The organism is Nocardiopsis sp. Huas11 (assembly GCF_003634495.1).
Taxonomy (GTDB): domain Bacteria; phylum Actinomycetota; class Actinomycetes; order Streptosporangiales; family Streptosporangiaceae; genus Nocardiopsis.
On sequence record NZ_RBKY01000001.1, the window covers coordinates 278,399 to 304,440 of the forward strand.

The window sequence follows — 26,042 nt, forward strand, 5'->3', positions numbered from 1 at the left end:
GGTGAGGGCGTGACGTGGTGTCACTGGTGCACGTCACTCACTTCGACAGCCATGTGTCCTCCTTCTGACGCCTTTCGATCAGGCGCACACTTGTATGTTTTGGATGACTAGTCAACTAATTGAGTGCGCATGGGCGCTGGTGGGGAAGGTTCCCGCCGGACTGGACGGATCCGGGTGGGTCGAGGATGGTCGGCAACCGGCTGACTCGTACGTCCTCTTTCCGGATCCGCCACTCATGCCCACCTCCGTCATCACGGTGCCCCCTTCCGTCGGCCTGCGGTGCTCCGGGGACGATCTGGTTCGATCTGGGCATCACGCTAACAACAAGTAGTTGATACATCAACACCCTCGCCAAGAGTTGGGCCGCCAGGGTCGATTTCCACAATCTCGGTGTGTTTTCGGAGTTCGGAGTCGACGTGAAACTCCGCTGGAGTTGAGGCAGCCTGCCAGGGTTCCGCCTGGTGTGGTTGCGGGACCCCGGTGGATGGCGGGTCAGGACGTGGTCGAGGACCGGCCGCCCAGGTGCCGGGCGAGGAAGCGCTCGAGCGTGCCGTACAACTCGATGTTGCTGTCGGCGTTGATGAACCAGTGGCCCTCGTTCTCGTTCAGCAGGTACTCGACCTCGGCACCGCGGGCACGCAGAGCCTCGAAGACCCGGTCGGCGTGGCGGCGGGCCACGCGGACGTCGTTGGCGCCGTGGATGAGCAGCACCGGCGCGGTGATGTCGTCGACCCGGCTGATGGGTGAGCGAGCCAGCATGTCGGCCCTCTGCTCGGGGATCTCGGGATCGCCGAAGTAGCGCAGGTAGTTGTTCACCAGGGCGCGACGTGCGAACGGCACGATCCCTTCGGCCAGTTCGGCCAGGTCGGACATGCCGGTGTAGCTGACCGCGGCGGCGAACCGGTCCGGGGTGAACGCGGCTCCCACCAGGGCCGAGTAGCCGCCGTAGGAGGTGCCGTAGATACCGACCCGGGCGGGGTCGGTGTAGCCCTGGGCGACGGCCCAGTCCACGGCGTCGATCAGGTCGTCGTGCATCTTGCCCGCGAACTCGCCGATCGCGGCCTGGGTGTGGGCCTTGCCGTACCCGGTGGAGCCGCGCATGTTGACCTGGAGTACCGCGTAGCCGCGGTTGGCCAGCAGCTGCACCTCGGGGTCGTAGACCCAGCTGTCGCGGTACCACGGTCCCCCGTGCACCAGCACCACGGTGGGCAGGTCGCGCTGGTCGATGCCGATCGGCAGGGTGAGGTGGACGGGCAGGGACAGGCCGTCGCGGGCGGTGATGGTGACGGGGGCGACCGGGGCCAGCTGGGCCGGATCCAGGTGCGGGAAGGGCCGGAACAGACGACGTGCCTGTCCGGTGGTGTGGTCGTAGAACCAGGTCACGCCGGGATCGCGGTCGTGGTTGAAGTCCACCACCCAACGCTGCCCGGTGCTGTCATTGGACACGAACGCCAGGTCCCCGTCCGAGAGCTCGGCCAGGTGCGGCAGCACCTGGGCGAAGTGCTCGTCGAGCGGGTGGATCTCCTGACGGGCGCCCAGGTAGCGGGCGCCGAGCAGCTCTCCGGTGGTCGAGTGCACGATCACCGAGGAGGGGTAGCGCACGTCGGCCTCGGGGCGGGGGGTGTCCAGTTCGAAGTCGGGGTGGCTGTCCACGTCGGTCTGCTCACCGGTCTCCAGGTCCAGGTGGACCAGGCGGATGAGGTTCGAGCCTTCGGCCGAGCCGATCCACAGGCCGTTGCCGTCCGGGGTGGGCACGATCGGCGTCACCCCGACGGGCGAGTCGGTGCCCAGGAACCGCGCGATCGGGCGCCGCTCGCCCTGGTTCCACTGTGAGACCACATGGTCGCCGTTCTCCTCGATGCTGTGGGCCAGCACCCGGCTGCCGGTGGCCACCCAGGTGAAGACGTCGCCGGGGTTCTCGGCGACCGCGGTCAGCTCGCCGGTGTCCAGATCCAGTGCGAACAGGTCGACCAGGTCCGGGCGGCGCTTGTTCAGCTGCACGTACACCGTCCCGGGCTGGTCCGGGTGCAGGTTCATACCCAGCAGCCGCACCCCCTCATAGGGGGTGAGGTCCACCTCGGGGACCTCGGGCAAGGTCAGGTCGACCCGGTACAGGTGCGCGTTCTCGTCGCCGTTCTTGTCCTGCTGGAAGAGCAGGTAGCGGCCGTCGGCGGACCAGAAGGCGGCCTCGATGTTGCGCTGGGCGTTGGCGGTGACGCGTCGCGCCCCCGAGCCCTCGACGTCGTCGGGGGTGGCCCACTCCGAGTCCAGGTCACGGACGAACACGTTGAGCCGCCCCTGCCACGGGGCGAGGTAGGCGACCTTGGTGCCGTCCGGGGAGAGCACGGCCCGGCTGCGGGCGGGCGGGTTGAAGAGCTCCTCGACGGCGATCAGCTTCGATGGGGTGATCATGACGGATCCTCCTGGTCGATGGACGCGGACAGCCCTGATTCAAAACTCCGACGTCGCGTCCGACTCAAGGTGGATTGGGGTGATCTGCATCACTGGGGCGGCGGTGGGGCTGCTTCGAAGGCGAACAGACGGTCGCGGGGTCAGTGCCTGATCCCGTGCTCGAGTCCGTTCTCGCGCTCGTGCTCTGCCGCGAGGTCCTGGTGCGCCGACGCGCCCCGGAGCGTGACCAGGGCCCAGATCGCGGCGAAGGCCATCACCCCGGCACCGGCGAGACCGGTGACAGTGATCGCTTCGGTGAAGGCGCTCCTGGAGAGCTCGAGGACGGCGAGCGCGAACACGACCGCGCCGAGGAGCAGGTTCCGCCGCCGGCCGAACCGGTCGCCCACGGTCGACATCGCCACGAGCAGTCCAGCGAGAACGAGTGAGTAGATGTCGATCACGTGCGTTCAGCTCTGCTCGGGTCCGGTCGGCCGCTGCCCGTGCTCCAACAGCTGCAGGATCCGGCGCAGTACCCGGTGCTGGATGGGTTTGAGGGCCCGCTCGTTCAGTTCGTCCAGCAGCGCCGAGACCTTCGGGTCGGGCGCGGGCGCACTGGCCAGCTGCTCTGACAGCGGCTTCAGCCCGGTGACCCAGTCTTCGATCAAGGACGCGACCTCGTCGTCCGGGGTGTCGGGTCCCAGGGCGTAGAACCGGGCCGTCAGCGGTTCCATCCCCGCGAGCATCTCCCTGTCCACCCCGCTGAGCAGGGCGGTGAGTCCCGCCGAGTCGTGCTCACCGAGCAGGTGTCCGAGCAGGACCAGCTGTTCGTGTTCGTGGCGGGCCATGTCCTCGGGCATTCCGGCCTCGGGGCCGGAGCGCAGTACCGAAAGCTCCGGCGGCAGGTCGGGAGGGGAACCGCTGCTGCGCAGGGCGGCGATGTCGGCCCGCCTGGCGTTGAGCCGTTCGATCTCGGCGGCCGCCTGGCGGTCGAGCTCGTCCAGCAGATCCTCCGCGGCCGCCGGATCATCCAGCACCGCAGGCAGCGCGGACAGGGGTATGCCCAGCGCGGTCAACCTCGTGATCCGCAGGAGCCGTACGAGGTCGCCCACGTCGTAGCGCCGGTAGCCCCCGGTCGAGCGCGGGGGCTCTGGCAGCAGACCGATCTGGTGGTAGTGGCGCAGTGTGCGGACGGTGACACCGGCCAGTTCGGCGAGTTCACTGCTGAGCATCGGACGGCTCCTCGGAGTTCAGGCCGCGCGGCGCATGCGGGGCGATCACACCCGGCAGACGGGAGGGCAGGCGGGAAGGTCGAGAGATCAGCCCGCCTGGCTCCTCGGCAGCCGAGCGCGGTGCTCCCGGGCGGTGTCCATCAGGGCGTCCAAGGCCTCTCGTGCCCGATTCGGTCGCGATTCCATGACCGTTCCCGTTCGGAGCATCGTCCCACCCACCACTGAGAAAGTTCTGCCGCCATGCACACCGAGGGACCGACCAACGACACGGAGCCTCTCCGTAGGAACCTGTTCCGGCGAGGGCGGGTGAAGCTCCATCTGGCAGCGCTGCTGCTGGCGCTCGCCATCCCGGTGACGGGCTGTGCTGTGCTCGGCATCGGCCAGCGTCATCGGACACCAGCGCCTCCGACAGCAGCGCGCCCGACACCACCGAATCCGACACCAGCACCTCGACACGGTAGAGGTCACAGGTTCGAGTCCTGTATCTCCCACCAGCATCACCGCAGGCCAGAGCTTCGGCTCTGGCCTTTCGCGTGTCCGGAGCCCTTCCGACGCGGTCGTCGGAAGGGCGGGGCCGGTCACCGACCCGCGGGGCCGTCCTGGGGACCGGGGCGGCGGTCCTCCCTCTTGCCGACGACCTCGCCGTGGAAGGTGCCGCCGGAGAAGTCGATGTGGTCGCCCTGCACGACGGTGCCCGAGACGTCACCGACCACCGAATTCTCGACGGGCCGCGCGCCCGGGGCCGCCCCGCCGGCCGGGGCGGAGACCAGGGCCCACACACCGACCAGGAGCGACGCCGCGCCCACGGCCAGGGAGGCGATGCCGGAGACCTGGTTGAGCTCGTTCAGCCCCCATCCGGGGAAGAGGACGGTCAGAGCCCACAGGCCGCCCGACACGACGGCGATGACGGCCAGCACCGTGGCCCAAACCCGCTTGCGTCTCATGGGTCGATTGTCCCCCGTACGCGGTGCCCTGGACAGGTTCTCGCCGGTATCGGCCAGGCCGCCGACTCCTTCGGCGCTCGCGCGGTCGCCTACGATCGGTGCGACCCCAGACCCCCGCCGTGGTCGGGCTTTCGGGTGTGCGAGCACCTGGCGCACCGCTCCGCGGCGATCCCGTATCGAGGTGGACGCCCCATGACCGACGACGCGACTCCCCCGGCCACGGACGCCGGCCGTTCGACGCGCATCGACACCACCCGGACCCACTCGGCCCGGATCTGGAACTACTGGATGGGCGGTAAGGACAACTATCCCGTCGATCGGGCGGCCGGCGACCAGGTGGCCGCGCACTTCCCGGAGATCGTGGACCTGGCCCGCACCAGCCGGGAGTTCCTGGTCCGGGCGGTCACCCACCTGGCCGGGGAGGCGGGCATCCGCCAGTTCCTGGACATCGGTACCGGGATACCCACCGCCAACAACACCCACGAGGTGGCCCAGGCCGTCGCTCCGGAGTGCCGCGTGGTCTACGTGGACAACGACCCCCTCGTCCTCACCCACGCGCGCGCACTCCTGGTCAGTGCCCCGGAGGGGGTCACCGACTACATCGACGCCGACCTGCGCGATCCCGACACGATCCTGCGGCAGGCGGCCGGGACACTGGACTTCGACCAGCCCATCGCGCTCATGCTCATGGGGATCCTCGGCCACATCCCGGACGAGGAGGTCCTGCCGATCGTGCGGCGGCTCCTGGACGCCCTGCCGTCCGGGAGCTACCTGGCGAGCTACGACGGCACCAACACCAACGAGGCGTACAACCAGGCCATCGAGGTGGGCAACAAGCAGGGGGACGTCCCGTACCTGCTGCGCGGACCCGACGAGATCGCCGCCCGCTTCGAGGGCCTGGAACTGCTCGACCCCGGCGTGGTCCCCTGCCCCCTGTGGCGGCCGCACCCCATCGACGTCGGCGTCCGCCGCGGCATGGACCAGTACTGCGGAGTCGCGCGCAAACCCTGACGGGCCGCGGCCCCGGCCGTTCGACGCGGGGGCGGGCCCCACGGTCAGCCCGCCGCCGCCACGGCGGGCGCGGGCACCTCGGCCCCGGCGCACAGGACCACGGCCAGCCAGGCCACGGACGCCCCGGCCAGCACGTGGACGGCGATGGACAGCGGTGAGTCCGGCAGCGGGGCCACGACCGCGAGCGCGGGCAGGGCGATCGTGTAGCCCCACGCCGCGGTGCACGCCCGCGACCACGGTCTGATCTGAACCGTTTCATCACTTTTGTCTATTTTTATTCGCGGTTTGATAAGGTGCCCGCGTGCATCTGCCTCTGTACCTCTGATTCGAGCCCCAGCGCCCGTCCCCACCCTCCGGTGGCCACGGGCGCCAGACGTGTGTTCTGCCCCGTTCCGGGTCGCCCGTCAGCTCGACGAGCTCCCCAGCCCCGCGGTGACCGCGTCGGGCGGAGCTCTGTTCGGAGGAACCTTGGTCACCCTCGACCCCACATCCATGCTGCCCGCCGGAGAGCGGGCCCAGCTCACCGCCCAGGACATTCACATCGTCCGCGGCGGCCGCACCGTCCTCTCCGGCGTCGACATGACCGTCACCCCGCGCTCGCGGTGGGGCGTCGTCGGCGAGAACGGCCGCGGAAAGTCCACACTGCTGCACATCCTCGCCGGGGTACTCGAACCGGACGCCGGGACCGTGCGGCGGATCGGCACCCTCGGCGTCGCCGAGCAGGAGATGAGTGCCGCCGACGGCCGCACGATCGGCGACCTGGTCGACGACGAGCTCGCCGAGGCCCGTGCGGCCCTGGCCGCGCTCGACGCCGGCGCCGCGGGGCTCGCCGACGGCGACACCCGGGCCGCGGAACGGTACGCGGCGGCCCTGAGCGCCGCCGAGGCGCTCGACGCGTGGGACGCCGACCGGCGCGTCGACCTCGCCCTGGACCACCTGGGCGCGGTCACCGACCGGTCGCGGCCGCTCGCCGAGCTCTCGGTCGGGCAGCGCTACCGCGTGCGGCTCGCCTGCCTTCTGGGCGCCTCGCACGACTTCCTGCTCCTGGACGAGCCCACGAACCACCTCGACGCGGCCGGGCTCGACTTCCTGACCGACCGGCTGCGCGAGCACGGGAACGGCGTGGTGCTCGTGAGCCACGACCGCGCCCTGCTGTCGGACGTGGCCACGACCGTGCTCGACCTCGATCCGACCCGCGACGGCAGGCCCCGCGTCTACGGCGGGGGCTTCGCCGGGTACCAGGAGGGCCGACGCGCCGAGCGCGAGCGCTGGGCGGCGGAGTACGAGCAGCAGCGGGCCGAGCACGCGCGCCTCACGCAGGACCTGTCCGAGGCGCGCAACCGCCTGGTCAGCGGCTGGCGCCCCGACAAGGGCACCGGCAAGCACCAGCGGGCCACGCGCGCGCCCGGGCTCGTGCGCTCGGTCCACCGGCGACGCGACGAACTGGAGGCGCACGCGGTCACCATGCCGCCGCCCCCGATGCGGTTCCGGATGCCGGAGCTGCCGACGCGTCCCGGCGTGACCCTGGTGCGGGCCGACGAGGTCACGGTCGCCGGCCGGCTGGACCAGCCGGTCACCCTCGCCCTCGAGTCCGGTTCGCGGCTGGTCGTGACGGGCGCCAACGGAGCGGGCAAGTCGACGCTCCTGGCCGTGCTCGCCGGCCGGATCGAACCGACCGGCGGCGGTGTCCGTGCCGCCCGGACCGCCCGGGTGCGCCTGCTGGCTCAGGAGTCGCCGCGGGCGGGGTCCCGGCGGGCACATGACGTGTTCGCGGTCCACATGGGCCGACTCTCCGGCCAGGGGGTGGTCGGAGAGGGCGAGACGGCCTCGTTGAGCTCCCTCGGGCTGCTCTCGTCCGCCGACGCGGGCAAGCCGGTGCGCGATCTGTCCATGGGGCAGCAGCGCAGGCTCGACCTCGCGATGGCGCTGGCGTGCCGTCCGGACGTCCTGCTGCTCGACGAGCCGACCAACCACCTGTCGATCGCCCTGGTCGACGAGCTCACCGAAGGGCTCCGGACGGCCGAGGCGGCGGTGGTGATCGCCACCCACGACCGGCAGCTGCGGCGCGACGTCGGTGCGTGGGAGCGGCTCGCGCTGGAGCCCGCGGCGTCCACGGCGGCCGACCGCTCGTACTCCGGCGGAGTGCGGGCCTGACCGGAGGGTGGTCCGGTGCGGTCGCACCGGACCGCCCGGTCAGTCGCAGCAGTTGCAGCACTCACAGCAGTTGCAGCAGGTACAGCAATCACACACGTTGCACCAGGCGCTGCGCGGCTTGCCCGTCCACGGTCCCGGGTGGGGGTCGCGGCAGCAGAACTGGCAGGTGGAGCACATGAACAGCGCGACGGCGCAGCCGGAGAACACGTCCCGCTTCCTCGGCGGGAGCTCGGCGCGGGGCGTCTGGCACGAGCAGGAATCGCAGCAGACCCTGCCCTTCTCGCCTCCGCCCCCACCCGGCCCGGATCCGCCTCCCGAGCCGTCGCCGGGTCCGCCGGACCCGTCGTCTCCCCCGTACCCGCCCCCGTGGGCGGAGCCGTGGTCCGCGCCCTGGCGGCGGTGGTGCCGCTGGTAGGGCTGGTGGTCGTGCCCCTGGCCGGGGTGCCCCTGCCCGTGTCCCGGGTTCCCATGCCCAGGCCCCGGGTGCCCGCCGTGACCGAAGGCGCGCCCGACGGCGCGCCGCAGCTCCCGCTCCAGGAGCGCGCGCACCAGGCGGTCGTCGTCGAACTCGGCCTCCCGCAGAGCCAGGCCCACGCCCAGGACGGCGTCATCGCACAGGGCGCGGACGCGGCGAAGGCTGGTCCCCGTGGCGCTGATGGGGTTCCAGGCGCCCTTCGCCGCGTCCTCCTCCCGGTCCTCGACCGCGTCGAGCAGGTGCGCGACCCGCCCGAAGAGCCGTCCCGCCTCCCGCAGCGGTGCCGCGTTGGCCGGGCGTCCGGCCAGGACCGCGGTGTGCGCGAACGCCTCGCCCGTGGCCTCCTCGGTCGGGCGCGTCACCGCCAACACGTCGGTGCCGGGTCCCGCCGCGAGCTCGACCTCCCGCTGCCGGTCGACGACCGCGACCAGCGCGGCTCCGTCGAAGCCGAGCCCGGCGCCCGACTCCTGGGCGCCGCGCCGCCAGCGCTCGGCCACCCTCCCGGCCAGGGCGCGCACGCCGCGGCGTCCGTAGAGCCCGTCCCCGTCCTCGATGTGGTCGGAGATCTTGGCGGAGGCCAACAGGAGGGACACGGACGCCGCCAGCCGCGCGCCCGTGCCGTCGAAGACCTCGGCCGAGCGCATCCCGCGCAGGGGGCAGCGCCCGGCCGTGCGCGTACTCGCGCACTGCTCGGACTGGGCGGCGGTCAGGACCGACACCACCAGGCCGTCGTAGTTCGTGGCCACGCGCGAGGCCTGTCCGTGGTCGTCGCGCAGCGCCAGGCACAGCCCGCACATATGGGACATCCACTCCTCGGCCAGTCCGTCGGCCAGGGTGTGGCGGCACGGTCGCAGGATTCCGAACACGGGCGGGACCTCTTCTCCTGAGGGCACGGGCCGCGGGACTCCGTCGGCTCCAGCGGGATACGACGCCGGTACCGCCCTCTTGGTTGCGGGGTCAGCCCAGGCGGATCGAGCGCTCCAGGGGCAGGTCGGCCGAGGACGTACCGACGCGGATCCGGTACAGGCCGGGACGCAGGCGCGGTTCACCGGCGTCCTCGTCCCAGCACCGCAGATCGTCCGGGGACACGGTCAGTTCGACGCGCTCGCGCTCACCGGGGGCGAGGGCGACCTCGCGGAAGGCCGCGAGCCGGGCCGGGGCGGCGTCGGCGGAGTCCGGCAGGCCCGCGTAGACCTGCACGACCGTGGTACCGTCCCGGTCACCCGCCCGGGCGCCCCTACCCCCGTCGGCGTGCCCGGCTCCCGTCACGGGCACCGGCCGCGGCCGAGCGCTGCTCGATGAACTCCTCCCACTGGCGCACGATGGGCTCCATGGCGTAGCGGCCCGCCGACTTCACGGCCTCCCGCCCCATGCGCATCCGCTCGTCGCGGTCCTCCACCAGGCGCAGCATCGCGGCGGCGAGCGCGTCCACGTCCTGGTCGGGCACGAGCAGCCCGTCCTGTCCGTCCGCGATGATCTCCCGGGGACCGTGCGGGCAGTCGAAGCTCACCGCGGGCACGCCGACCGAGAAGCCCTCGACGATCGTCATGCCGAAGCCCTCCACCCGGGAGCTGACCGCAAGGAGCGAGGCCTTGGCCAGTTCCCCGGTGAGGTCCTTGGTGCGTCCCATCAGGGTGACCTGGTTGTTCAGGCCCAGCTCGGTGATCTTGCGGCGCAGCGCACCGTCCTTGCTCCCCCCGCCGTAGATGCGCAGCCGCCAGTCCGGGTGCTTGCCCGCGACGACCGCGAAGGCCTCGACGAGTTTGGGGTACTGCTTCACGGGCGCCATCCGGCCGGCGCCGACGATGATCGGGTTGTCGTGCGCGGACCTGGGGTAGTCGCGGTCCGGCAGCGGGTTGGGCAACGCGGTCAGCCAGTCCGAAGGCATCTCCAGGAAGCCGCGGTAGGCCGCGCGGTCCGCCTCGGTCAGCACGGTCATGCCGTCGAGCCGCGAGTAGGCCCGCTCGATCTGCCCGCGCAGCTCCTCGGAGTGGTCGGCCAGGTTGACGTGCTCCTGTGCGATGGCCAGGACCCGTTCAGGCGCCCATCGGGACAACAGGAGGTTGATGCCGGGCCGGGTGCCGATGACGACGTCGGCGTCGGTCCGTCTCAGGTAGCGGCGCAGCGCTCCCAGGGCCGTCGGCGGGTAGAAGTTCTCCCGCCGGGCCTCGGTCTCACCGATCAGCGCGGCCGTGCCGTGCCGGATCGCCAGGCGTCCGACGAGCCCCAGGCGGGCCGAGGACACCCCCTGGCCCGGCTCGCCGGTCCAGGCCAGACCCCGCAGGCCAACGCCCTCCGGGACGGGGAAGAACGGCTTCTTCCTGTTGCGGACCAGGCTGACGATCTCCACCTCGTGGCGGGCCGACAGCCCTTCGGCCAGGTTGTAGACGGTACGGATGGTGCCGCCCATCCCGTAGCCGTTGGCGATGACGAAGGCGATCTTCACCGGGCACCACCGTCGTGCTCCAAGGCCAGGAGCGAGAGTTCGTCCTTGGCCGTGTAATACGGGCGGACCCGCACCTGGGCGGCCCCTTCGTTCCCTGCCCCCGTGTCCACCACCGCCGTGGGGTAGACGATCTTGCGCTTCTTGTCGACGATGTCGTCGGCGTGCATGGCCAGACGCAGTTCCGGGCGCTCGTCGTGCGTGCGCAACCACAGGTCCCACTCGTTGTGCTTGCGCTCGAACACGTGCGCTTCGGCGACCGGCGCCAGTGGGACCACGCAGCGGAACCGCGCGCCGTCGATCTCGGCCGGGGCGGTCAGCAGCCCGTCGAGGCCGCGCTGCCGGGCGACGATCTCGGCGGCGGTGCCGCCGTGCTCGGGCTCGGACTCATACGCCAGCACCCCCGAGACGGTGACCGTGCCGGCGTCGGTGCCGACCTCCACCCAGCCCACCTCGGCGTAGGGCGAGACGGCGGCCGAGTGGACCCGCAGCCGTCCGTCCTGGTCACGCAGCGCGCGGAGTTCGCGCTCGCGACGGCCGCGGAGATAGCTGATCCGCTCGGCGACGCTGAAGCCGGCGTCGCGGGTCGAGAGCGGGACCGAGCGCCCCTCCCCGTCGACCCACAACACCTCCCAGACGCCGTCGGCGATGGGCAGGCCGGCCAGGGGCGCACGCGCACGCGAGCCCTCCCACTCCAGGCCGACATGGATCGCGGTACCCTCGTCCCCTGTCTTACGCAGGGCCAGACCGGCCCCGGTACCCCCGTGGTCGGATTCGAGCCGAAGTTCGAGAACGTCTTCGGTGTCGATCCGACTGAGCTCTGCTCGCACTGAACCTCCATCTTCTTTCGGCACCGCGCACCGGCGCCGGCGTCACGCCGGTACGACTCAGAACGCGGCTCTCACTCCCGACGAGCGGGGATGGAGTGATATTCGGCCAGTATGGGGAACAACGTGTCTAATTAACCTAAAGTTCACCACGCCTCCTTCCGAACCGTGGTCCGCGCGAGCGCACGCGGTCGGCGGAGCAGCGGTGCGGCGCCCCCTCCGGCGCCCGCGGCGCCGACGGGCTCACGCCTCCTGTTCCTCCTCGACCTGCCGGTTCCAGTCACGCTTGGCGGTCTGCCAGCCGTCCTCGTTCAGGCCCAGCCGCCAGTACCCCGAGACCGACAACCTTTCCCGCGGCACCCCGAGGTCGCCGCGCAGCCACCGACGCAGCTCCTTGACGAACCCGGCCTCCCCGTGCACGAACGCGTGGACCTGACCCGGCGGCAGGTCCAGATCCCGGGCCGCCGCGACCAGGTGCTCACCCACCCGGCTCCCGCCCCGGTGCACCCACGTGACCGAGGCGTCCGCGGCCGTCTCCAGCTTCTGCTCCTCCTCCGGCCCGGCCACCTCCACCAGGACGCGGGCCCGCGCGCCGGCGGGCATCCGCTCCAGGGCGGCGGCGATGGCCGGCAGCGCGCTCTCGTCCCCCACGAGCAGGTGCCAGTCGGCGCTCGGGTCGGGCGCGTAGCCGCCGCCGGGGCCGGCGAAGTGGACCTCGTCACCGGGCCGGGCGCGGGCCGCCCAGCGGCCGGCCACACCCTGGTCCCCATGGATCACCACGTCCACGGCCAGCTCCCGGCGCTCGGCGTCCCACCAGCGCACGGTGTAGGTGCGCATCAGCGGCCACTGCTCGCGCGGCAACTCCTCACGGATCCGCGCGAGGTCGAACGGGCTCGAATAGGTGACACCCTCCGGAGGGAAGAGCAGCTTGATGTAGTGGTCGGTGAACTCCCCAACGGAGAACTCCGCGAGCCCGGGCCCGCCCAGGACGAGGCGGAGCATGTGCGGGGTGAGCCGTTCGATCCGCTCCACGCGCGCGTGCGTGGTCCGCGGGCTCCTGCGGCCAGGACGTGCGGCCATGGGATGTTTCCTTCCTCGCGGGGACGCTCGGGGCGTGCGCCCGCACGCGGTGCGGGCGGACGCTGTCACAGTACGGGAACACGCGCACCGGAGGGGTCCCGCGGCAGTGAGGGGAAGACCTCGTCCGCGACGGCCGCCTGGAAGGAAGAAAAGACGGTGGGACGGACCCAGGGCCCGTCCCACCATCGCGGGGCCGATCAGTCGGCGACGCACTCCAGGTCCGGTGCTCCGCCGGTGCCGGCTCCAGTGCCCGTGAAGCCGAACTCCGCGCTGTCACCGGTGTCCAGCGCACCGTTCCAGCCCAGGTCGGTGGCGGTGACCCGAGCCCCGTCGGAGGTGACGGCGGCGTTCCAGCCCTGGTCCACGCGCCGGCCGTCGGCGTAGGCCCACGTCACGGTCCAGCCGTCGATCGTGGCGTGCGCGGTGACGGTCACGGCCGCCTGGAAGCCGCCCTCCCAGTCGGAGACCACCTCGTACCGCGCGGAGCAGTCCCCGTCCGCGGGCGGTTCGGTCGGCTCCTCGCCCGGTTCCGTGGGGTCCGTCGGCGCCGGGGGCGCGTCCACGGCCATGTCGTAGGCGGCCTGGGGCACGAACCGGCCGGCGGGCGCGATGCAGCCGTCGGCCTCGCCCGGCAGCTTGGTCCAGATGAAGGCGTCGACCAGCGGATGGCCGGTACTGGTCGTGCTGGGGGTGCCGATCATCCGCCCGGGCGGGTCGCACCACTCCTCGTCGGGCGCGGGCCCGTTGCCGTTACGGCTGGTGTCGACCACGGCCCCCAGGCCGGACACCCCGGTGGCGGCGATAACGGACTCGGCGAAGGCGACCTCGTCGTCGGTCCAGTTGTAGTTGGAGGTGTTGGTGGCGATTCCGTGGGCGCTGTCGGCGATGTCCGCGCCGTTGAGCAGGTCGGCCGCCTCCTGGGGGTCCAGCCAGGCCGAGTGGCCGATGTCGAAGTACACCCGCGCCTCGGAGGAGCCCTCCATCAGGGCCTGGCCCGCGTGGGCCATCGACGCCAGGAGCTCGGAGGGGTCGCTGCACGCGCTCACCAGCGGCAGGGCGTCCGGTTCCAGGACGATGGTCGCGGGGCGGCCCTCCAGCCCGGCGGCGACCTCCTCCACCCAGGCCCGGTAGGCCTCGTGGCTGGGCGCGCCGCCGCCGCTGTGGTTGCCGCAGTCGCGCCCGGGGATGTTGTAGACGACGAGGATCGGGGCCTGGCCCCGCGCGTCGGCGGCACTGACCACCGCGTCGACGTCGGCGCGGACCTCGCCGGGGTTGTGCTCGGTGAACCAGGTGGCCTGGGCGACCGAGGCGATGCGGTCGGCGATGACCTCGGCCCGCGGGTCGCCCGGGTTCTCGCGTGCCCAGACGGCCGCCGAGGTATCGGGATTGACGTAGAACTCCGGTTCGGCGGCGGCCGCGGACGGCGTGCCGAGCAGCGCCGCCCCGGCCACGAGGGCCGTGAGGGAGCCGAGCGCGGCTCCGATGGCTGTACGTGTGCGGGACATGAACCTTCCTTCGATCGGTATCAGTGCGATCCTCTGACACCCCCGTGTCCCCCCGAGGTCTGGGAGCGCTCCCAGACGTGCAGGCTACCCGCTGGAGCCGCTCGACCCCAGGGGGGTAACCGCGGTATTTCGCAACCCGGCGCGGTCCGCGCCACCGCACCGGGCGCGCGCTCAGCGGCGGGGGTGGGCGACGGCGTCGTCCGCCAGGGCGCGGCCGGCCTCCCCGTACAGGTGGTAGACCTCGTGGGCGCCCCGGCGCCGCAGCTCGGCGATCTCGTCCTCGTGGTTGACCACGCCCGCGATCGTGGCGCGGACCCCGTCGCCGCGCAACTGGTCCAGCGCGGCCAGGTTGCCGCGCTGGTGCGGCATGGCCAGGATGATGAGCTCCACCTCCGGATGGAGGCTCAGCCGGGCCCAGAAGTCGGAGTCGGTGGCGTCGCCCTCCACCACCCGGTACCCCTTGTCCCGGAGCCGGGCCACGGTCGCCGGATCGTGCTCGACCCCGGCCGCCGGGGTCCCGTGCACCTGGACGAGACGGTCGTAGGCACCGCACCCGATCCGACCCATGCCCAGGATCACCGCACGGGCGTCACCGATCTCGATGGGGCGGTCGCCCGGCAGCAGGTCGGCCCGTTCCCGGCGCACGAGCCAGGGCCCGATGGCGCGGTAGACGGACTCCCCCGCGGCGTTCAGCTGCGCGGACACGGCGAAGCTCAGCGCCACCGCCACGGCCAGGACCACCAGCCACCGGTCCGACAGCCACCCATGGGAGGCGGCCAGGGCACCGACGATGAGTCCGAACTCGGAGTAGTTGCTCAGAGTCAGCCCCGCCAGCAGTGAGGTGCGGGCGCGCAGCCGGAACCACAGGAACAGCGCGGTGAACAGGGCGCCCTTGAGCGGCATGAGCAGCAGGAGCAGGACCGCCACGCCCAGTGCTCCGGCGTCCGGCAGCCCCGTGAGGCCGATGCTGAGGAAGAAGCCGACGAGCAGGAGGTCCTTGACCGACAGCAGCGACTTGGCCAGGGGCGCCGCGTTCCCGGAGGGGGCCAGCAACAGGCCGACGACCAGCGCCCCCAGATCGCCCTTGATCCCCACCAGGTCGAACAGGGTGTAGCCGACGACCAGGGCGGCGAACACGCCGAAGAGCACCCGCATGTCCCCTCGCCCGACCCGGTCGAGGACCGCGCGCAGCACCGGCGCGGCGGGCAGCAGCAGAACCAGGAGCAGTGCCCACGGGCTCGGCGGCGAACCGGAGGTGGTGGACAGGAACGCGACCGCGAAGACGTCCTGGGCGATGAGCACGCCGATCGCCAGCCGCCCGTAGAGCGACCCGGACTCGCTGCGCGCCGCCAGGACCTTCACCGCGAAGACCGTGCTGGAGAAGGACAGGGCGAAGCCCAGCAGGAGCAGCGTCCGCCAACCCGTGCCCTCCAGTAGTGCCAGGCCCGCGAACCGCAGCACGCCGATCACCGCCGAGACCAGCACCACGGAGGCCGCCATGTGCGCGGTCGCGGTCGCCCACACCTGGCGCTGGAGCAGCCAGCGCGCGTCCAGCTTCAGTCCGATGGTGAACAGCAGCAGGACGACGCCGAAGCCGGCCAGCGCGTCGAGTTCGGGGGTGGCCCGGTAACCGAGCGCGTTGAGGGCGAACCCCGCCGCCAGGAAGCCCACCAGGGGCGGCATGCGGAGTGCCAGGGCGGCGAATCCACCGGTGAACGCGGCGAGGATGAACGCGGGTTCCATGGTCGGCTGCTCCGTCGCGATCGGTCGAGGCCACGTCTACTCGTGTTCCTCCTGCCCCGATCCTCTCCGACCGGTCAAAGCGGAGTGAAGCAGGCTCCCGCTCCGGACCCGGTGTGGCGCCGCGCGACCGGCGTCACCGCTGGGGCACGCGCACGGCGAGCACCGCCAGATCGTCGTGGCCGTCGCCGGGCGCGTCCTCGGTCACGGCCCGGCACAGGTCCGCCACCGGACGGTCGGCGTAGGCGGCGGCGATCTCCGCCACGCGGCCCAGACCGCGGTCCAGTGAGTGGTCCGGATGCTCGACCAGTCCGTCGGTGAACATCAGGACGGTGGACGAGGGCCGCATCGGATACCGGTGGTCCGGCCGCTCGGCGTCGGGGTCGACACCGAGCGGCAGGCCGGGTTCGGCCTCCAGGTAGCGCGCGTCCCCGCCCGGGGCCAGCACCAGCGGGGGCAGGTGGCCCGCTGTGCTCCAGCACAGGTCCCACCGGTCCTCGACCGGCTCGATCCGCGCCAGGCTGATGGTGGTGACCGCGTCCTCCTCGGTCGCCAGGAGGATCCGGTCGAGGCTGGACAGCGCCGCGCCGGGCGAGGTGTGCCGGTCATAGACCAGCGCCCGCAGCTTGCTCCGGATCCGGGCCATCGAGGCCGCGGCGACCAGGTCGTGGCCGATCACGTCGCCGATCACCGCCACACAGGCGCCGTCGCGCAGCCGGAGGGCGTCGTACCAGTCGCCGCCCAGCCCGGCGTCGGCCGGACGGTAGACCGAGGCGACCTCGAAGGGCGCCAGGTCCGGCACCCGCGGCAGGAGCAGGCGCTGGAAGCGCTCCGCGCTGGTCCGGACCTCCTCGAACAGGCGCGCGTTCTCGATGGCGATCCCCGCCGCACCGGCCAGCGCCGTGAGCACCTCCTCGTCGCGCCGGTCGAAGGGCCGCCCGTCCCTGCGTGTGGACACGTAGATGTCGCCGTACGTGCGCCCGCGGACCTTGACGGCCGCTCCGAGCAGGGAACGCATGGCCGGATGGCCGGCGGGAAAGCCCACCGCGTCGGGGTGCGCGCCGATGTCGTCGACCCGCAGCGGCGCGTTCCGGTGGATCATGCTGCCCAGCAGCCCCTTGCCGCTCGGGTGGTCCACACCGGCCAGGGCCCGCTCCTCCTCCTCGTCCAGGCCGAGGGGGATGAACTCCGCGAACCCGTCGCCGTGGTCGTTCAGAATGCCGAGCGCTCCGTACCTGGCGCCGACGAGCTCCATCGCGGCGGCCACCACCCGGCGCAGGACCGCGCCCAGCTCCAGGTCCTGGCCGAGCGCCAGTACCGCACTCAGCAGCGACCGCATCCTGACCTGGGTGCGGACCAGCTCCTGGACCTGCTCGGCCACCCCGGTCAGGACCGGGTCCTCGCCGAGCCCCGGAAGCGAACCCGCCCCCTCCGACACCGGCCACCGCACGGCGGCCGCCCCGCGGTGGAGCGGACCGCCCTCGGCGGACGCCTCCGACGCGGCGTTGTCCTTGTCCTCGGGCACCATGGCCACCTCTTCCCCCGGATACGGCACCGTCGCCGGCCGGTCCGGCCCGCGTCGGGCGAGGTGCCGTCACTCGCATCCCTCTCCCCGAGCCCTTCCCCTGTCCGGTCCTTCGGAAGCCTCACCAGGCATGTCGCCTGGTCACCGGGTCGCGGAACCGGCCGAGGGCGCGCGCGTCCACCGATCGGTGGATACCGCCATCGGCCGATCCCGTGGCCGGGTGGGCGATCCGCGGGACCCTCCACCCGGGAGAGGCTCCTCCCATGCCGATCATCGACGTCAAGAACCTGCACAAGCGGTACGGGGACAAGGTCGTCCTCCAGGACGTGTCCTTCTCCGTCGAGGAGGGGGAGATCTTCGGGATCCTCGGGCCCAACGGCGCGGGGAAGACGACCACCGTCGAGTGCGTCGAGGGCCTGCGCGTACCCGACCGCGGAACGATCAGCGTGCTCGGTCTCGACCCGCGCCGGGACCGCGCCGAACTGCGTGAGAACCTGGGCGCCCAGCTCCAGGAGTCGGCCCTGCCCGGTCGGCTCAGGGCCGGTGAGGCCCTGCGCCTGTACGCCTCCTTCTACCGGGAGTCGGCCGACCCCGACGAGCTCACCACCGGGTTGGACCCGCAGGCGCGGCGCACCACCTGGGACCTCATCGAGCGCGTACGCGACTCGGGCGTCACCATCGTGCTCGTCACCCATTTCATGGACGAGGCCGAGCGGCTCTGCGACCGGCTCGCCCTCGTGGACGAGGGCCGGATCGCCGCCCTGGACACCCCCGGCGGCCTGGTCGCCCGGGCCCGGCTCGAACAGCGGATCAGCTTCCGCGCGCCGCGCGACCTGGACGAACGGCCCCTCAGCGCGCTCCCGGAGGTGACCTCGGTCCACCGCACCGGGACCCAGGTCCGGATCACGGGGCAGGGCAACCTGGTGTACGCGGTGACCTCCGCCCTGGCCCGCGACCACGTGATCGCCCAGGATCTGCGCGTCGAGCACGCAAGCCTGGACGAAGCGTTCGTCACCCTCACCGGGAACGGACTCCGGTCATGAGCGCCCGCACACCCCACACGAAGGGTTCCGCCGTGTCCACCGTGTCCGCCCTGCGCCACCTGACCGCGACCGAGGTCAAGCTCGTCCTGCGCGAGCCGATGACGGTGGGCTTCGGCGTCCTGCTGCCGACGCTGATCCTCCTCGGCCTCGGGAGCCTGCCGGTCCTGCGGGAGCCGGCCCCGGAGTTCGGCGGCCTGCGCTTCATCGACACCTTCGCCCCCACCGCCCTGATCCTGGCCATGGGCGTCCTCGGCATCCAGCACCTGCCCTCCGTCCTGGCCTCCTACCGGGAGAACGGCGTGCTGCGACGGATGTCGACCACGCCCGTGCACCCGGGACTGGTCCTGGCCGCGCAGCTCATCGCCGTGGTCGCGGCCGTGTTCGTCTCCGCCGCCCTGCTCGTGCTGACCGCCTGGCTGGTCCTGGACGTGCCCCTGCCCCGGCAGCCGCTGCTCTTCGGCGCCGCCTTCCTCGTCGGGACCGCGTCCCTGGTGGCCCTGGGCGTACTGGCCGCGGCCGTGGCGCCCAGCGCCCGGGTGGCGGGCGGGCTGTCGATGGCCCTGTACATGGTGGTCATGCTGGTGGGCGGCCTGTTCCTGCCGCGGGTCTTCATGCCCGACGTCCTGGTGCGCCTCGGCGACGTCACGCCGCCGGGCGTCCAGCTCCTGCTGGACACCTGGTCGGGCGACGCGGACGCCTCGGGCACCGGACCACTCGCGCAGCTGGCCATAATGGCGGTGATCGCCGCGGTGGCCGCCGCGGCGGCGGCGAAGCTGTTCCGGTGGGAGTGAGCGGGGGATGAGCACATCATCAAGACCCACCTGCAGCACGTGTACGACAAGCTCGGTGTCCGCGACCGGGCCGCGGCGGTCAGCGAGGCCTACCGCCGTGGCCTCATCGGGCGGGCCTGGCGCGCAAACCCGGTTCTTCTCAGCCAGGAGGAACACCCTCCGCCTTCCTGAGGGTGTAGGCGTAGCCGTCCGCGCGCTGGAGCAGGCGCACATGTCTGTGGCCGATGCCCTGGACGGTGCCGTGGGCGGTGGTGATGTTGAAGTTCCCTGAGGCGCGTACCGCGACCCGTCCAGTGTGGGTTCCGGCTCTCTTCCCCTTGGGAACGACGGCGCGGACCAGGTCCCCGGTGGTAAAGCCGAAGAAGCCCTTGACCCGGGGCAGGAGTAGTCGGGGGAACCCGTACCGGTCGGTGCGAGTCCGGGCGTAAGAACCCCGCCCGGAGCACGCAGCGACCAGGACCGTGGACACGGTTTGCGTGATCGCTTCGAGCTTGCCCACGCACAGAGCGTCCAGAGTGTGGGACTTGGGAATGTCGTTGCGGGTGCGGTTCCACTTCGTGCGCCCGCCCGTCCCGACATGGGTGGGGAGGCGCGTGTCGAGGGCGCGCCAAAGCGCCCACCGGGTGGACTGGACCGCTGCGGCGTCCCGTAGGGGCGCCTTCGCTTGGCCCAGGACCCGCGCGGCGGCCTGGGGTGCGAAGTCCTCAACAGGCCGGTCGGCCTTGGCCTGGTTGCAGGGCACACAGGCTAGCGCCAAATTGGACACCCGGTCCGAGCCGCCCCGGGAACGGGGGTGCACGTGGTCGATATTCAATGGAACGCTGGTGATACCGCAGTAGGCACAGGCTCGGCCGAACTTGGCGAGGACGTACTCGCGGACCTCATAGCCGTGCAGGGTGCCCTTGTGGTACTCGGCGCCCTCCAGAGGACGTCCAGCGGACAGGGCATGGGTGTCGAAAGCGACCAGCTCCACATGCACCGCTGTGACGGGCGCCCACCGGCACAGACGGTCCGTCCAGGAGACAGTCGTGTCGACCCGGTGCTGGAGTGACGGGGCCAGCCAGCCCTTCGATCGGGCACGATTGTCGAAACGGGGCGCCCGGTAGCGCAGGTTCCGGGAACGGCGCCCCCTGCGATAGGCGGAACGCTGCTGGAGCTTCTTCTTGACGGCCGCGCCCCGGTGGTCGAGCTGGATCGCGTGCCGACCCCGGCGTTCTCCCGCGCGGGCTGTGAACACGGCGATACCGGTGTACTTCGAGCCGGGGTCGATACCGACCTCGACACCGTCCACCTCCGATTCTTCGAGGAGGCGGTCCTTCAACCGGATCGTGAAGGGGGTGTAGCGGTGCACGACCGCTCGGCCCTTGGCCAGGAGCTTGCGGGCCCTGGCGGGCGGGCAAGGCTGCAGGGGCCGGTGCTTCTTGTCGAGGACGAATACATACGGGTCGTTTGCTCGGATGTGGACCTCACGGCCCCGCTCCCCGGCCCTTGCGGGCTCGGGGGTGACGCCACCCTCGCCAGGTGAGGCGGTGGTGGTCTCCCCTCGCACATGTTCCACGCCGGGTACCGCACCAGTGGTGCGGTGTCCGCGCCCCGTTTCGTCCGAGATCCGTCGGGTGTCTGCTGACACGGATTCCAGAGCAGGCCGCTGAGGAAGCACGGCCTGGTGGGTCTTCTCTCCTGCGTGAAACGTAGCCATCAAGGTCACCTCCTTATTGGTGATGGCTAGTGCTGGTAACGGCGGCTTCAGCCGGCTCGGCTCAAGCCCGGCCTTTCAAGGCCGGGATCCCGTTACCAGCGAGGCCAGCATCAAGACCCATCTGCAGCACGTGTACGACAAGCTCGGTGTCCGCGACCGGGCCGCGGCGGTCGGCGAGGCCTACCGCCGCGGCCTCATCGGGTGAGCCGGGCGGGCGCTACCAGCCCGACTCGGGGGCCAGTTCCCGCATCGCGGGCAGCGCGGCCTCCAGGACCGTCCCGAACCAGGCCGAGAAGGGGCTCTGCCCCGGCAGGACGGCGAGCTCCCAGGGGTCGGCGAACGCGGTCTCGGCGATCTCCTCGGGGTCGGGGCGCAGTTCACCGCCCACCAATCCCACGAAGAGGTGGTTGTACTCCTGCTCGACCAGGCCCGAGTGCGGGTCGGGGTGGGTGTAGCGCACCGTCCCCGCCTCGCGCATGAGCAGCGGCGCCACCCCCAGTTCCTCGGTGGTGCGCCGGGCCGCCGCCAGGAAGGGCGGCTCGCCGGGATAGGGGTGGCCGCAGCAGGTGTTGGACCACACTCCGGGCGAGTGGTACTTGTTCAGGGCCCGCCGCTGGAGCAGCAGGCGGCCCCGGTCGTCCAGCAGGAACACGGAGAAGGCCCGGTGCAACCGGCCCGGCGACACGTGCGCCGACAGCTTCTCGGCGGTCCCGATGGTGGTGCCGGACTCGTCGACCAGTTCGAGCATGATCGGCTCGCCGGGGGCTCCTTCGTCGGTGGCGGTGGACGGACCGGTGGTGTGGCTGGTGGGCATGGCATCCTTCCGTCGGTGGCCACGGGCGGCTGGCCGCGCCCGCCCGGCCTGGCGCGGCCGGGCGGGCGGGCGCTGGTGCGGGCGTGCCCGGGGGCGGGTGTCCGGCCCGCCCCTGGGACGCCCGGGGTGCTCAGACCCGGTCGGCCGCGATGAGCAGGTAGTGGAAACTGCCCTCCTTGTAGGCCGTCAGGAACGGCTCCTCGATACCGGTGGCCACGGACGACTGCGCCCGCAGCTCCCAGTACGGGATGGTCGGCCCGGTGAGGTCGACGACCGAGATCGGGACCAGGTTGTTGGCCGTCATCGCCTTGAAGTACTGGCTCCTGGCGTGGATGTTGCAGGTGTAGTGCTCGTCGATCCGGCTCACCGCCTTGGACCGTCCGCCGGTCACGTCGTTGTAGCAACCGGTGATGGTGACGTAGCGGCCACCGTACTCCAGCAGGCGGGCGTGCTCGGCGAACAGTTCGAACAGGTCCACGTACATGGTGGACTCGTTGTTCCAGCTCGCCCGCAGGGAGCCCGCGGGGAAGCCGGTGTCGAGCATGTTGCGGAAGTGGAAGCGGACCTTGTCGGACACGCCCCGCCGCTCGGCCTGCTCGTTGGCGAAGGCCACCTGCTTCTCCGAGATGGTCACGCCGTCGACGTGGCAGCCGAAGCGCTGGTTGGCCATGAAGCTGGTGCCGCCCCGGCCCGAACCGGTGTCCATGATCCGGTCCTCGGGGCCGATCGCGCCGAGGTGGTCCAGCAGGACGTTGGCCTGGGCCGTCTCCAGGCGGTGCATCTCCTCGATGATCCGCTGGTCGCGGGTCTCCTCCGGCCCCTCCAGGACCGAGGGGTCGTAGTCCCCGATGCCGTAGTGGTGGTGGAAGAGGCCGTCGACCTCGCCGAGCTTGATGTTGACCGGGTCCTTCTCGGCGTTCCAGTACTCCGCGACGGATTCCTGGTACTGGGTGCGCAGGACCTTGGCGGTGTCGTGGGAGGAGGTCATGGTCATACGGAAAGACTCCTTGCTGGTGGTCGTCGGGCAGGACCGCCGACCGGACCGCGCGAGCGGACCGGGTGGCGGGAGAGGGTGTGCGGGGTGGTGGGGTGAGGTCGGGGCGACTCAGCCGGACCGGTCGCCGTGGTAGCGGCCGCTGGTGGCGTGCCACTCCCGGCTGCCGCCGCACCAGGCCCACAACCCGGCCAGGAAGCGGCCCAGTTGCGGCGATCCGGTGAGGGCCAGGGCCGCCGCCTCGGACTCGACGGTGCGCATCATCTCGTCGTGGATGCGCACGGAGCGTTCGACCGCCTCGCGCATCGTGCACCCGTCCTCTTCGGCGATGAGCCTGGGCAGGCTGGTGTCGTCGGGGCCCTCCTTGCCCATGGAGTACAGGTCGTTGACGATCACGGTGGCCGAGCCGGCCATGGTGAACACGCGCCGCACCCGGGGGTCGGCGAACTCCTCCATGGGCAGCTCGTAGCCGGCGACCGCGTCGATGAGCACCATGCAGGGCACGAAGCTGTTCTCGTGTCGGTGCATCAGGAACTCCCACACCGGTGGCCGCTGACCGGTGTTGCCCCAGACGCCCTCCTGGTTGTAGGCGACGAACATGATGGCCAGCTCGTGGCGCAGCCGGCGCACCTGCGTCCACGTCGCGTGGTCGGCGAGCTTGCCCAGGGCCGAGCGCAGGGCGCGCATGACGGGATCGGCCCGCACGACCCTCTCCAGCTCGGGCGCGTACTCGCGGGAGATGTGCGCCTGGTCGATGACCGAGTGGGCGACCGCCAGTCGCTGGCCGAGGAGTTCCGGTCGGGACTCCTCCACCTCGCCGTCGACGTAGTGGTCGTCGACGGACCATTCGGCCAGCGCGCATCTGGCCGCGGCCAGCAACCGCTCGGGGTCGTCGGTCTCGGGGTGGGCGAGCATGATCAGCCGACCGAACCCGGCGCGGCGGATCATGTCCAGTTTGCCGGGGTAGATCCCCACCTCCTCGGCCCACTCGACCAGCCGCTCGTCGACCTCGTCGCCCAGGGCGCGGTCGTCGCGCACGGCCGGCGGGCAGTACAGCGCCGGGACGGCGTCGTCGTCGGCGGTGTCCTGCTCGGGCGGGGCGCGGTGGCCGAGGACGCGCACGGCCGCGGTCCCGGGTCCCGAGGGGGGCTCGGGCAGCCACCGGGCGCCCGCCCCCGCCGGGAGCGGGGCGGGGACCGGCGCACTCGGCGTGAGCGGTCGGTCGGGCAAGAGGGCCCGGGCCGCCCCGGTCCCCAGTCCGGTGGGTCCGGTGGGGATCCGGGCCAGGGCCGTGGCCGCGTTCGCCGGGGCGGGTGCTCCCGGCTCGGGCGGTTCGGGCACCCGTGCCGACGGGGGGCCGGGCGCCAGCAGGTCGGGCGGTCCCGGGCGCAGCGGGTTGGACATCAGGGAGTCCACCAGCACCGCCACGTCGTGCGTGGCGGCGGAGGCGGCCATCCGCGACAGCAGTGACACCGTCTCAGCCCTCCTTCACTGGCAGTGCCGGGCAGGGCTCAGGCACGCGGGCGGACCTCGACGTTCTCCAGGATGCCGATGGCGTCGGGGACGAGCACGGCCGCGGAGTAGTAGGTGCTGACCAGGTAGGAGATGATCGCCTGGTCGTCGATGCCCATGAAGCGCGCGTTGAGGCCGGGCTCGACCTCGTCGGGCAGGCCGGTCTGGTGCAGGCCGATGACGCCCTCGTTGTCCTCGCCGGTACGGATGGCGATGATCGACGAGGTGTGGTGCTCGGTGACCGGGATCTTGCCGCAGGGCAGCAGGGGCACGCCGCGCCAGGCGGGCAGGTGGTGGCCGCCGACCTCGACGGTGCCCATGGTGATGCCCCGCTTGTTGCACTCCTTGCCGAAGGCGGCGATGGCGCTGGGGTGGGCGAACATGTACTGGGTGTTGCGGCGCATGCTCAGCAGGTCGTCCAGGCAGTCGGGGCTGGGCGCGCCGTTGTCGGTGTGGATGCGCTGGTTGTAGTCGCAGTTGTGCAGTAGCCCGAACTCGCGGTTGTTGACGAGTTCGTTCTCCTGGCGCTCGCGCAGGGCCTCGATGGTCAGCCGCAGCTGGTGCTCGGTCTGGTTCATCGGCTTGTTGTAGAGGTCGGCGACCCTGGTGTGCACGCGCAGGACCGTCTGGGCCACGCTCAGCTCGTACTCGCGGGGCCGGAGCTCGTAGTCGACGAAGGTCCCGGGCAGGGCGGGTTCGCCGACGTGGCCGGAGAGCAGGGCGATGTCGGCCTCGCCGGACTTGTTCTGTCCGTTGAGCGGCTGGGCAAGGAAGCGCTCGACGTGGGCGCGCAGGCCCGGAGAGCCGTCCATGACGGCGGCGAACTCCTGGCGGGGCAGTTCGAGCATGGTGCCGGCGGTGACGGCCTTGTAGGTGCAGTCCCAGGTCGCGTCCGGGTTGAGCAGGCCGTCTTCGCCGAACTGCTCGCCGTCGGCCAGGACGCCGATCCGGGTGGGGTCGCCGTAGGGCCCCTCGGTGGTCTTGTACACCCGGCCGTGCGCCAGGAGGTAGAGGTGGTCGGCGGGCCGGTCCTCGTGGGCGAGGACGTCACCGGGCTCGAACTCGCGCTGGGTGAAGCGGCCGGCCAGCTCGTTGAGCACACCCAGGTCGTCGAAGCCGGACAGCAACGCCAGCTCACCGAGTTCCTGGGGGATGACCTCGACGTCGGCGCCGGTCTGGTCGAACTGGATCCGGCCGTCGCCGATGGTGTAGCTGAGGCGGCGGTTGACGCGGTAGGCGCCGCCCTCGGTCTGGACCCAGGGCAGCATCCTCTGCAGCCAGCGGGAACTCTTCCCCTGCATCTGCGGTGCGGACTTGGTGGTGGTCGCCAGGTTCCGGGCGGCCGCGGTCGCCAGACTCCGCTGTTGGCCGTTCCGGATCTCGGGACCTGTGTCGATCGACATCCGCTGTGTCTCCTCGTGGTAGTCGCGTACCCACACCGCGTAGTCGGCCTGACGTTCGGCCGGCCACGGGCAGGGGAGGGAGAGGGTTGCGCGTGCGCGGACACGGGCGCCGGTCACCCCGCTGGCCTGCGAGGACGAACACTCCGTGAACCGTGGATCACACTAGGGTCGCCCTCCGGGCGGCACAACCGGTTCTGAAAGATCGCCGCGACCCCCGCCCGGATCGCGTTCGGCCGGGCCGGTCGAAGGCGACCCCGTCGAGCGCCGGACACGCACCGTGACCACGGCACGTCAGAACCGACATGACACCCGTGAGCTGCGAAAACACCACGAAGCCCGAGGTAGGGCCGCTACGGCCGAAGACTCGGCGACCCCTCCCCCACGGGCGCTGAAGATGAGGGACCACTCCACCCGAACCCGTGAATACCGGCCCAACCCGAGCCCGCAATGCGGCCGACCGAT

At 71.8% G+C, this 26,042-nt stretch carries 22 protein-coding genes and 1 pseudogene; 5 read left to right on the forward strand and 18 right to left on the reverse strand.

The features are described from left to right. Positions 1–492: 492 nt before the first annotated feature. From DFP74_RS01220 to DFP74_RS01240, 4 genes are all read right to left on the reverse strand, one after another. Positions 493–2,412, reverse strand: a complete 1,920-nt coding sequence (locus DFP74_RS01220; protein ID WP_121180010.1) for a S9 family peptidase — start codon at positions 2,410–2,412, stop codon at positions 493–495. 140 nt (positions 2,413–2,552) lie between these two features. After that, entirely contained in the window at positions 2,553–2,852 is a 300-nt protein-coding gene (locus DFP74_RS01225; RefSeq protein ID WP_121180011.1) for a hypothetical protein, read from the reverse strand. A 6-nt stretch (positions 2,853–2,858) separates the two neighbouring features. Then, complete coding sequence (locus DFP74_RS01230; RefSeq protein WP_121180012.1) at positions 2,859–3,620, reverse strand: MerR family transcriptional regulator; 762 nt, start codon at positions 3,618–3,620, stop codon at positions 2,859–2,861. Between the two features lie 578 nt (positions 3,621–4,198). Further along, positions 4,199–4,564, reverse strand: a complete 366-nt coding sequence (locus tag DFP74_RS01240; RefSeq protein WP_147453795.1) for a hypothetical protein — start codon at positions 4,562–4,564, stop codon at positions 4,199–4,201. A gap of 192 nt (positions 4,565–4,756) precedes the next feature. On the opposite strand from DFP74_RS01240, the gene DFP74_RS01245 reads away from it, so the two are divergent. Further along, positions 4,757–5,575 (forward strand): SAM-dependent methyltransferase, encoded by an 819-nt coding sequence (locus DFP74_RS01245; protein ID WP_121180014.1) that lies wholly within the window; start codon positions 4,757–4,759, stop codon positions 5,573–5,575. A 44-nt stretch (positions 5,576–5,619) separates the two neighbouring features. Here DFP74_RS01245 and DFP74_RS34850 read toward each other — a convergent pair whose 3' ends face one another. Further along, complete coding sequence (locus DFP74_RS34850; RefSeq protein ID WP_255499276.1) at positions 5,620–5,751, reverse strand: hypothetical protein; 132 nt, start codon at positions 5,749–5,751, stop codon at positions 5,620–5,622. A 316-nt stretch (positions 5,752–6,067) separates the two neighbouring features. Between DFP74_RS34850 and DFP74_RS01250 the strand changes: the two genes are divergently transcribed. Next, positions 6,068–7,729, forward strand: a complete 1,662-nt coding sequence (locus DFP74_RS01250; RefSeq protein ID WP_370013472.1) for an ATP-binding cassette domain-containing protein — start codon at positions 6,068–6,070, stop codon at positions 7,727–7,729. A gap of 39 nt (positions 7,730–7,768) precedes the next feature. Here DFP74_RS01250 and DFP74_RS01255 read toward each other — a convergent pair whose 3' ends face one another. The 8 genes from DFP74_RS01255 to DFP74_RS01290 all read right to left on the reverse strand — a co-directional run bounded on the left by DFP74_RS01255 (position 7,769) and on the right by DFP74_RS01290 (position 17,327). Further along, the gene (locus DFP74_RS01255) at positions 7,769–9,070 is read right to left on the reverse strand and encodes a DUF5685 family protein (RefSeq protein ID WP_121180015.1); all 1,302 of its coding nucleotides are present in this window, start codon (positions 9,068–9,070) and stop codon (positions 7,769–7,771) included. Between the two features lie 91 nt (positions 9,071–9,161). Continuing rightward, positions 9,162–9,404 carry a fibronectin type III-like domain-contianing protein gene (locus tag DFP74_RS01260; protein ID WP_158612950.1) on the reverse strand — a complete coding sequence of 81 codons (243 nt, stop codon included), beginning with the start codon at positions 9,402–9,404 and terminating at the stop codon, positions 9,162–9,164. 37 nt (positions 9,405–9,441) lie between these two features. Beyond that, positions 9,442–10,650, reverse strand: coding sequence for a glycosyltransferase family 4 protein (locus DFP74_RS01265; RefSeq protein ID WP_121180017.1), 1,209 nt, complete (start codon positions 10,648–10,650; stop codon positions 9,442–9,444). Next, positions 10,647–11,477 (reverse strand): hypothetical protein, encoded by an 831-nt coding sequence (locus DFP74_RS01270; protein WP_121180018.1) that lies wholly within the window; start codon positions 11,475–11,477, stop codon positions 10,647–10,649. The genes DFP74_RS01265 and DFP74_RS01270 overlap by 4 nt, the downstream gene beginning before the upstream one ends. 240 nt (positions 11,478–11,717) lie before the next feature. Next, complete coding sequence (locus tag DFP74_RS01275; protein ID WP_121180019.1) at positions 11,718–12,554, reverse strand: siderophore-interacting protein; 837 nt, start codon at positions 12,552–12,554, stop codon at positions 11,718–11,720. Between the two features lie 197 nt (positions 12,555–12,751). After that, positions 12,752–14,059, reverse strand: coding sequence for a glycoside hydrolase family 6 protein (locus DFP74_RS01280; protein ID WP_121180020.1), 1,308 nt, complete (start codon positions 14,057–14,059; stop codon positions 12,752–12,754). Positions 14,060–14,230: 171 nt separating this feature from the next. Continuing rightward, complete coding sequence (locus DFP74_RS01285) at positions 14,231–15,802, reverse strand: cation:proton antiporter family protein (RefSeq protein WP_121180021.1); 1,572 nt, start codon at positions 15,800–15,802, stop codon at positions 14,231–14,233. 133 nt (positions 15,803–15,935) lie between these two features. After that, positions 15,936–17,327 (reverse strand): PP2C family protein-serine/threonine phosphatase, encoded by a 1,392-nt coding sequence (locus DFP74_RS01290; protein WP_121180022.1) that lies wholly within the window; start codon positions 17,325–17,327, stop codon positions 15,936–15,938. Between the two features lie 260 nt (positions 17,328–17,587). On the opposite strand from DFP74_RS01290, the gene DFP74_RS01295 reads away from it, so the two are divergent. Beyond that, complete coding sequence (locus DFP74_RS01295) at positions 17,588–18,367, forward strand: ABC transporter ATP-binding protein (RefSeq protein WP_121180023.1); 780 nt, start codon at positions 17,588–17,590, stop codon at positions 18,365–18,367. Positions 18,368–18,399: 32 nt separating this feature from the next. Next, a complete protein-coding gene (locus DFP74_RS01300; protein ID WP_233570752.1) occupies positions 18,400–19,158 on the forward strand; it encodes an ABC transporter permease in 759 nt (252 codons plus the stop codon). 139 nt (positions 19,159–19,297) lie between these two features. Here DFP74_RS01300 and iscB read toward each other — a convergent pair whose 3' ends face one another. Further along, positions 19,298–20,716: an RNA-guided endonuclease IscB gene (iscB, locus tag DFP74_RS01310; RefSeq protein ID WP_233570753.1), complete on the reverse strand. Its 1,419-nt coding sequence runs from the start codon at positions 20,714–20,716 to the stop codon at positions 19,298–19,300. A gap of 235 nt (positions 20,717–20,951) precedes the next feature. Here iscB and DFP74_RS01315 point away from each other — a divergent pair. Then, a pseudogene (locus DFP74_RS01315) lies at positions 20,952–21,062 on the forward strand (DNA-binding response regulator); the annotation flags it as partial. A 12-nt stretch (positions 21,063–21,074) separates the two neighbouring features. Here DFP74_RS01315 and idi read toward each other — a convergent pair. The 4 genes from idi to DFP74_RS01335 form a co-directional block, all read right to left on the reverse strand. Next, on the reverse strand, positions 21,075–21,671 hold the full coding sequence (gene idi / locus DFP74_RS01320; RefSeq protein WP_121180026.1) for an isopentenyl-diphosphate Delta-isomerase: 597 nt from the start codon (positions 21,669–21,671) through the stop codon (positions 21,075–21,077). A gap of 130 nt (positions 21,672–21,801) precedes the next feature. Beyond that, on the reverse strand, positions 21,802–22,665 hold the full coding sequence (locus DFP74_RS01325) for a geranyl diphosphate 2-C-methyltransferase (RefSeq protein WP_121180027.1): 864 nt from the start codon (positions 22,663–22,665) through the stop codon (positions 21,802–21,804). 111 nt (positions 22,666–22,776) lie between these two features. Then, positions 22,777–24,138, reverse strand: a complete 1,362-nt coding sequence (locus tag DFP74_RS01330; protein ID WP_121180028.1) for a family 2 encapsulin nanocompartment cargo protein terpene cyclase — start codon at positions 24,136–24,138, stop codon at positions 22,777–22,779. A gap of 38 nt (positions 24,139–24,176) precedes the next feature. After that, positions 24,177–25,580 carry a family 2B encapsulin nanocompartment shell protein gene (locus tag DFP74_RS01335; protein ID WP_121187952.1) on the reverse strand — a complete coding sequence of 468 codons (1,404 nt, stop codon included), beginning with the start codon at positions 25,578–25,580 and terminating at the stop codon, positions 24,177–24,179. Between the last annotated feature and the right edge of the window lie 462 nt (positions 25,581–26,042).

Coding starts and splice junctions, on each gene's coding strand:
- DFP74_RS01250 (WP_370013472.1), top strand. CDS start 6,068: ATGCTGCCCGCCGGAGAGCGGGCCCAGCTCACCGCCCAGGACATTCAC.
- DFP74_RS01295 (WP_121180023.1), top strand. CDS start 17,588: ATGCCGATCATCGACGTCAAGAACCTGCACAAGCGGTACGGGGACAAG.
- DFP74_RS01280 (WP_121180020.1), bottom strand. CDS start 14,059: ATGTCCCGCACACGTACAGCCATCGGAGCCGCGCTCGGCTCCCTCACG.
- DFP74_RS01285 (WP_121180021.1), bottom strand. CDS start 15,802: ATGGAACCCGCGTTCATCCTCGCCGCGTTCACCGGTGGATTCGCCGCC.
- DFP74_RS01230 (WP_121180012.1), bottom strand. CDS start 3,620: ATGCTCAGCAGTGAACTCGCCGAACTGGCCGGTGTCACCGTCCGCACA.
- idi (WP_121180026.1), bottom strand. CDS start 21,671: ATGCCCACCAGCCACACCACCGGTCCGTCCACCGCCACCGACGAAGGA.
- DFP74_RS01220 (WP_121180010.1), bottom strand. CDS start 2,412: ATGATCACCCCATCGAAGCTGATCGCCGTCGAGGAGCTCTTCAACCCG.
- DFP74_RS01240 (WP_147453795.1), bottom strand. CDS start 4,564: ATGAGACGCAAGCGGGTTTGGGCCACGGTGCTGGCCGTCATCGCCGTC.
- DFP74_RS01290 (WP_121180022.1), bottom strand. CDS start 17,327: ATGGTGCCCGAGGACAAGGACAACGCCGCGTCGGAGGCGTCCGCCGAG.
- DFP74_RS01325 (WP_121180027.1), bottom strand. CDS start 22,665: ATGACCATGACCTCCTCCCACGACACCGCCAAGGTCCTGCGCACCCAG.
- DFP74_RS01275 (WP_121180019.1), bottom strand. CDS start 12,554: ATGGCCGCACGTCCTGGCCGCAGGAGCCCGCGGACCACGCACGCGCGC.
- DFP74_RS01335 (WP_121187952.1), bottom strand. CDS start 25,580: ATGTCGATCGACACAGGTCCCGAGATCCGGAACGGCCAACAGCGGAGT.
- DFP74_RS01245 (WP_121180014.1), top strand. CDS start 4,757: ATGACCGACGACGCGACTCCCCCGGCCACGGACGCCGGCCGTTCGACG.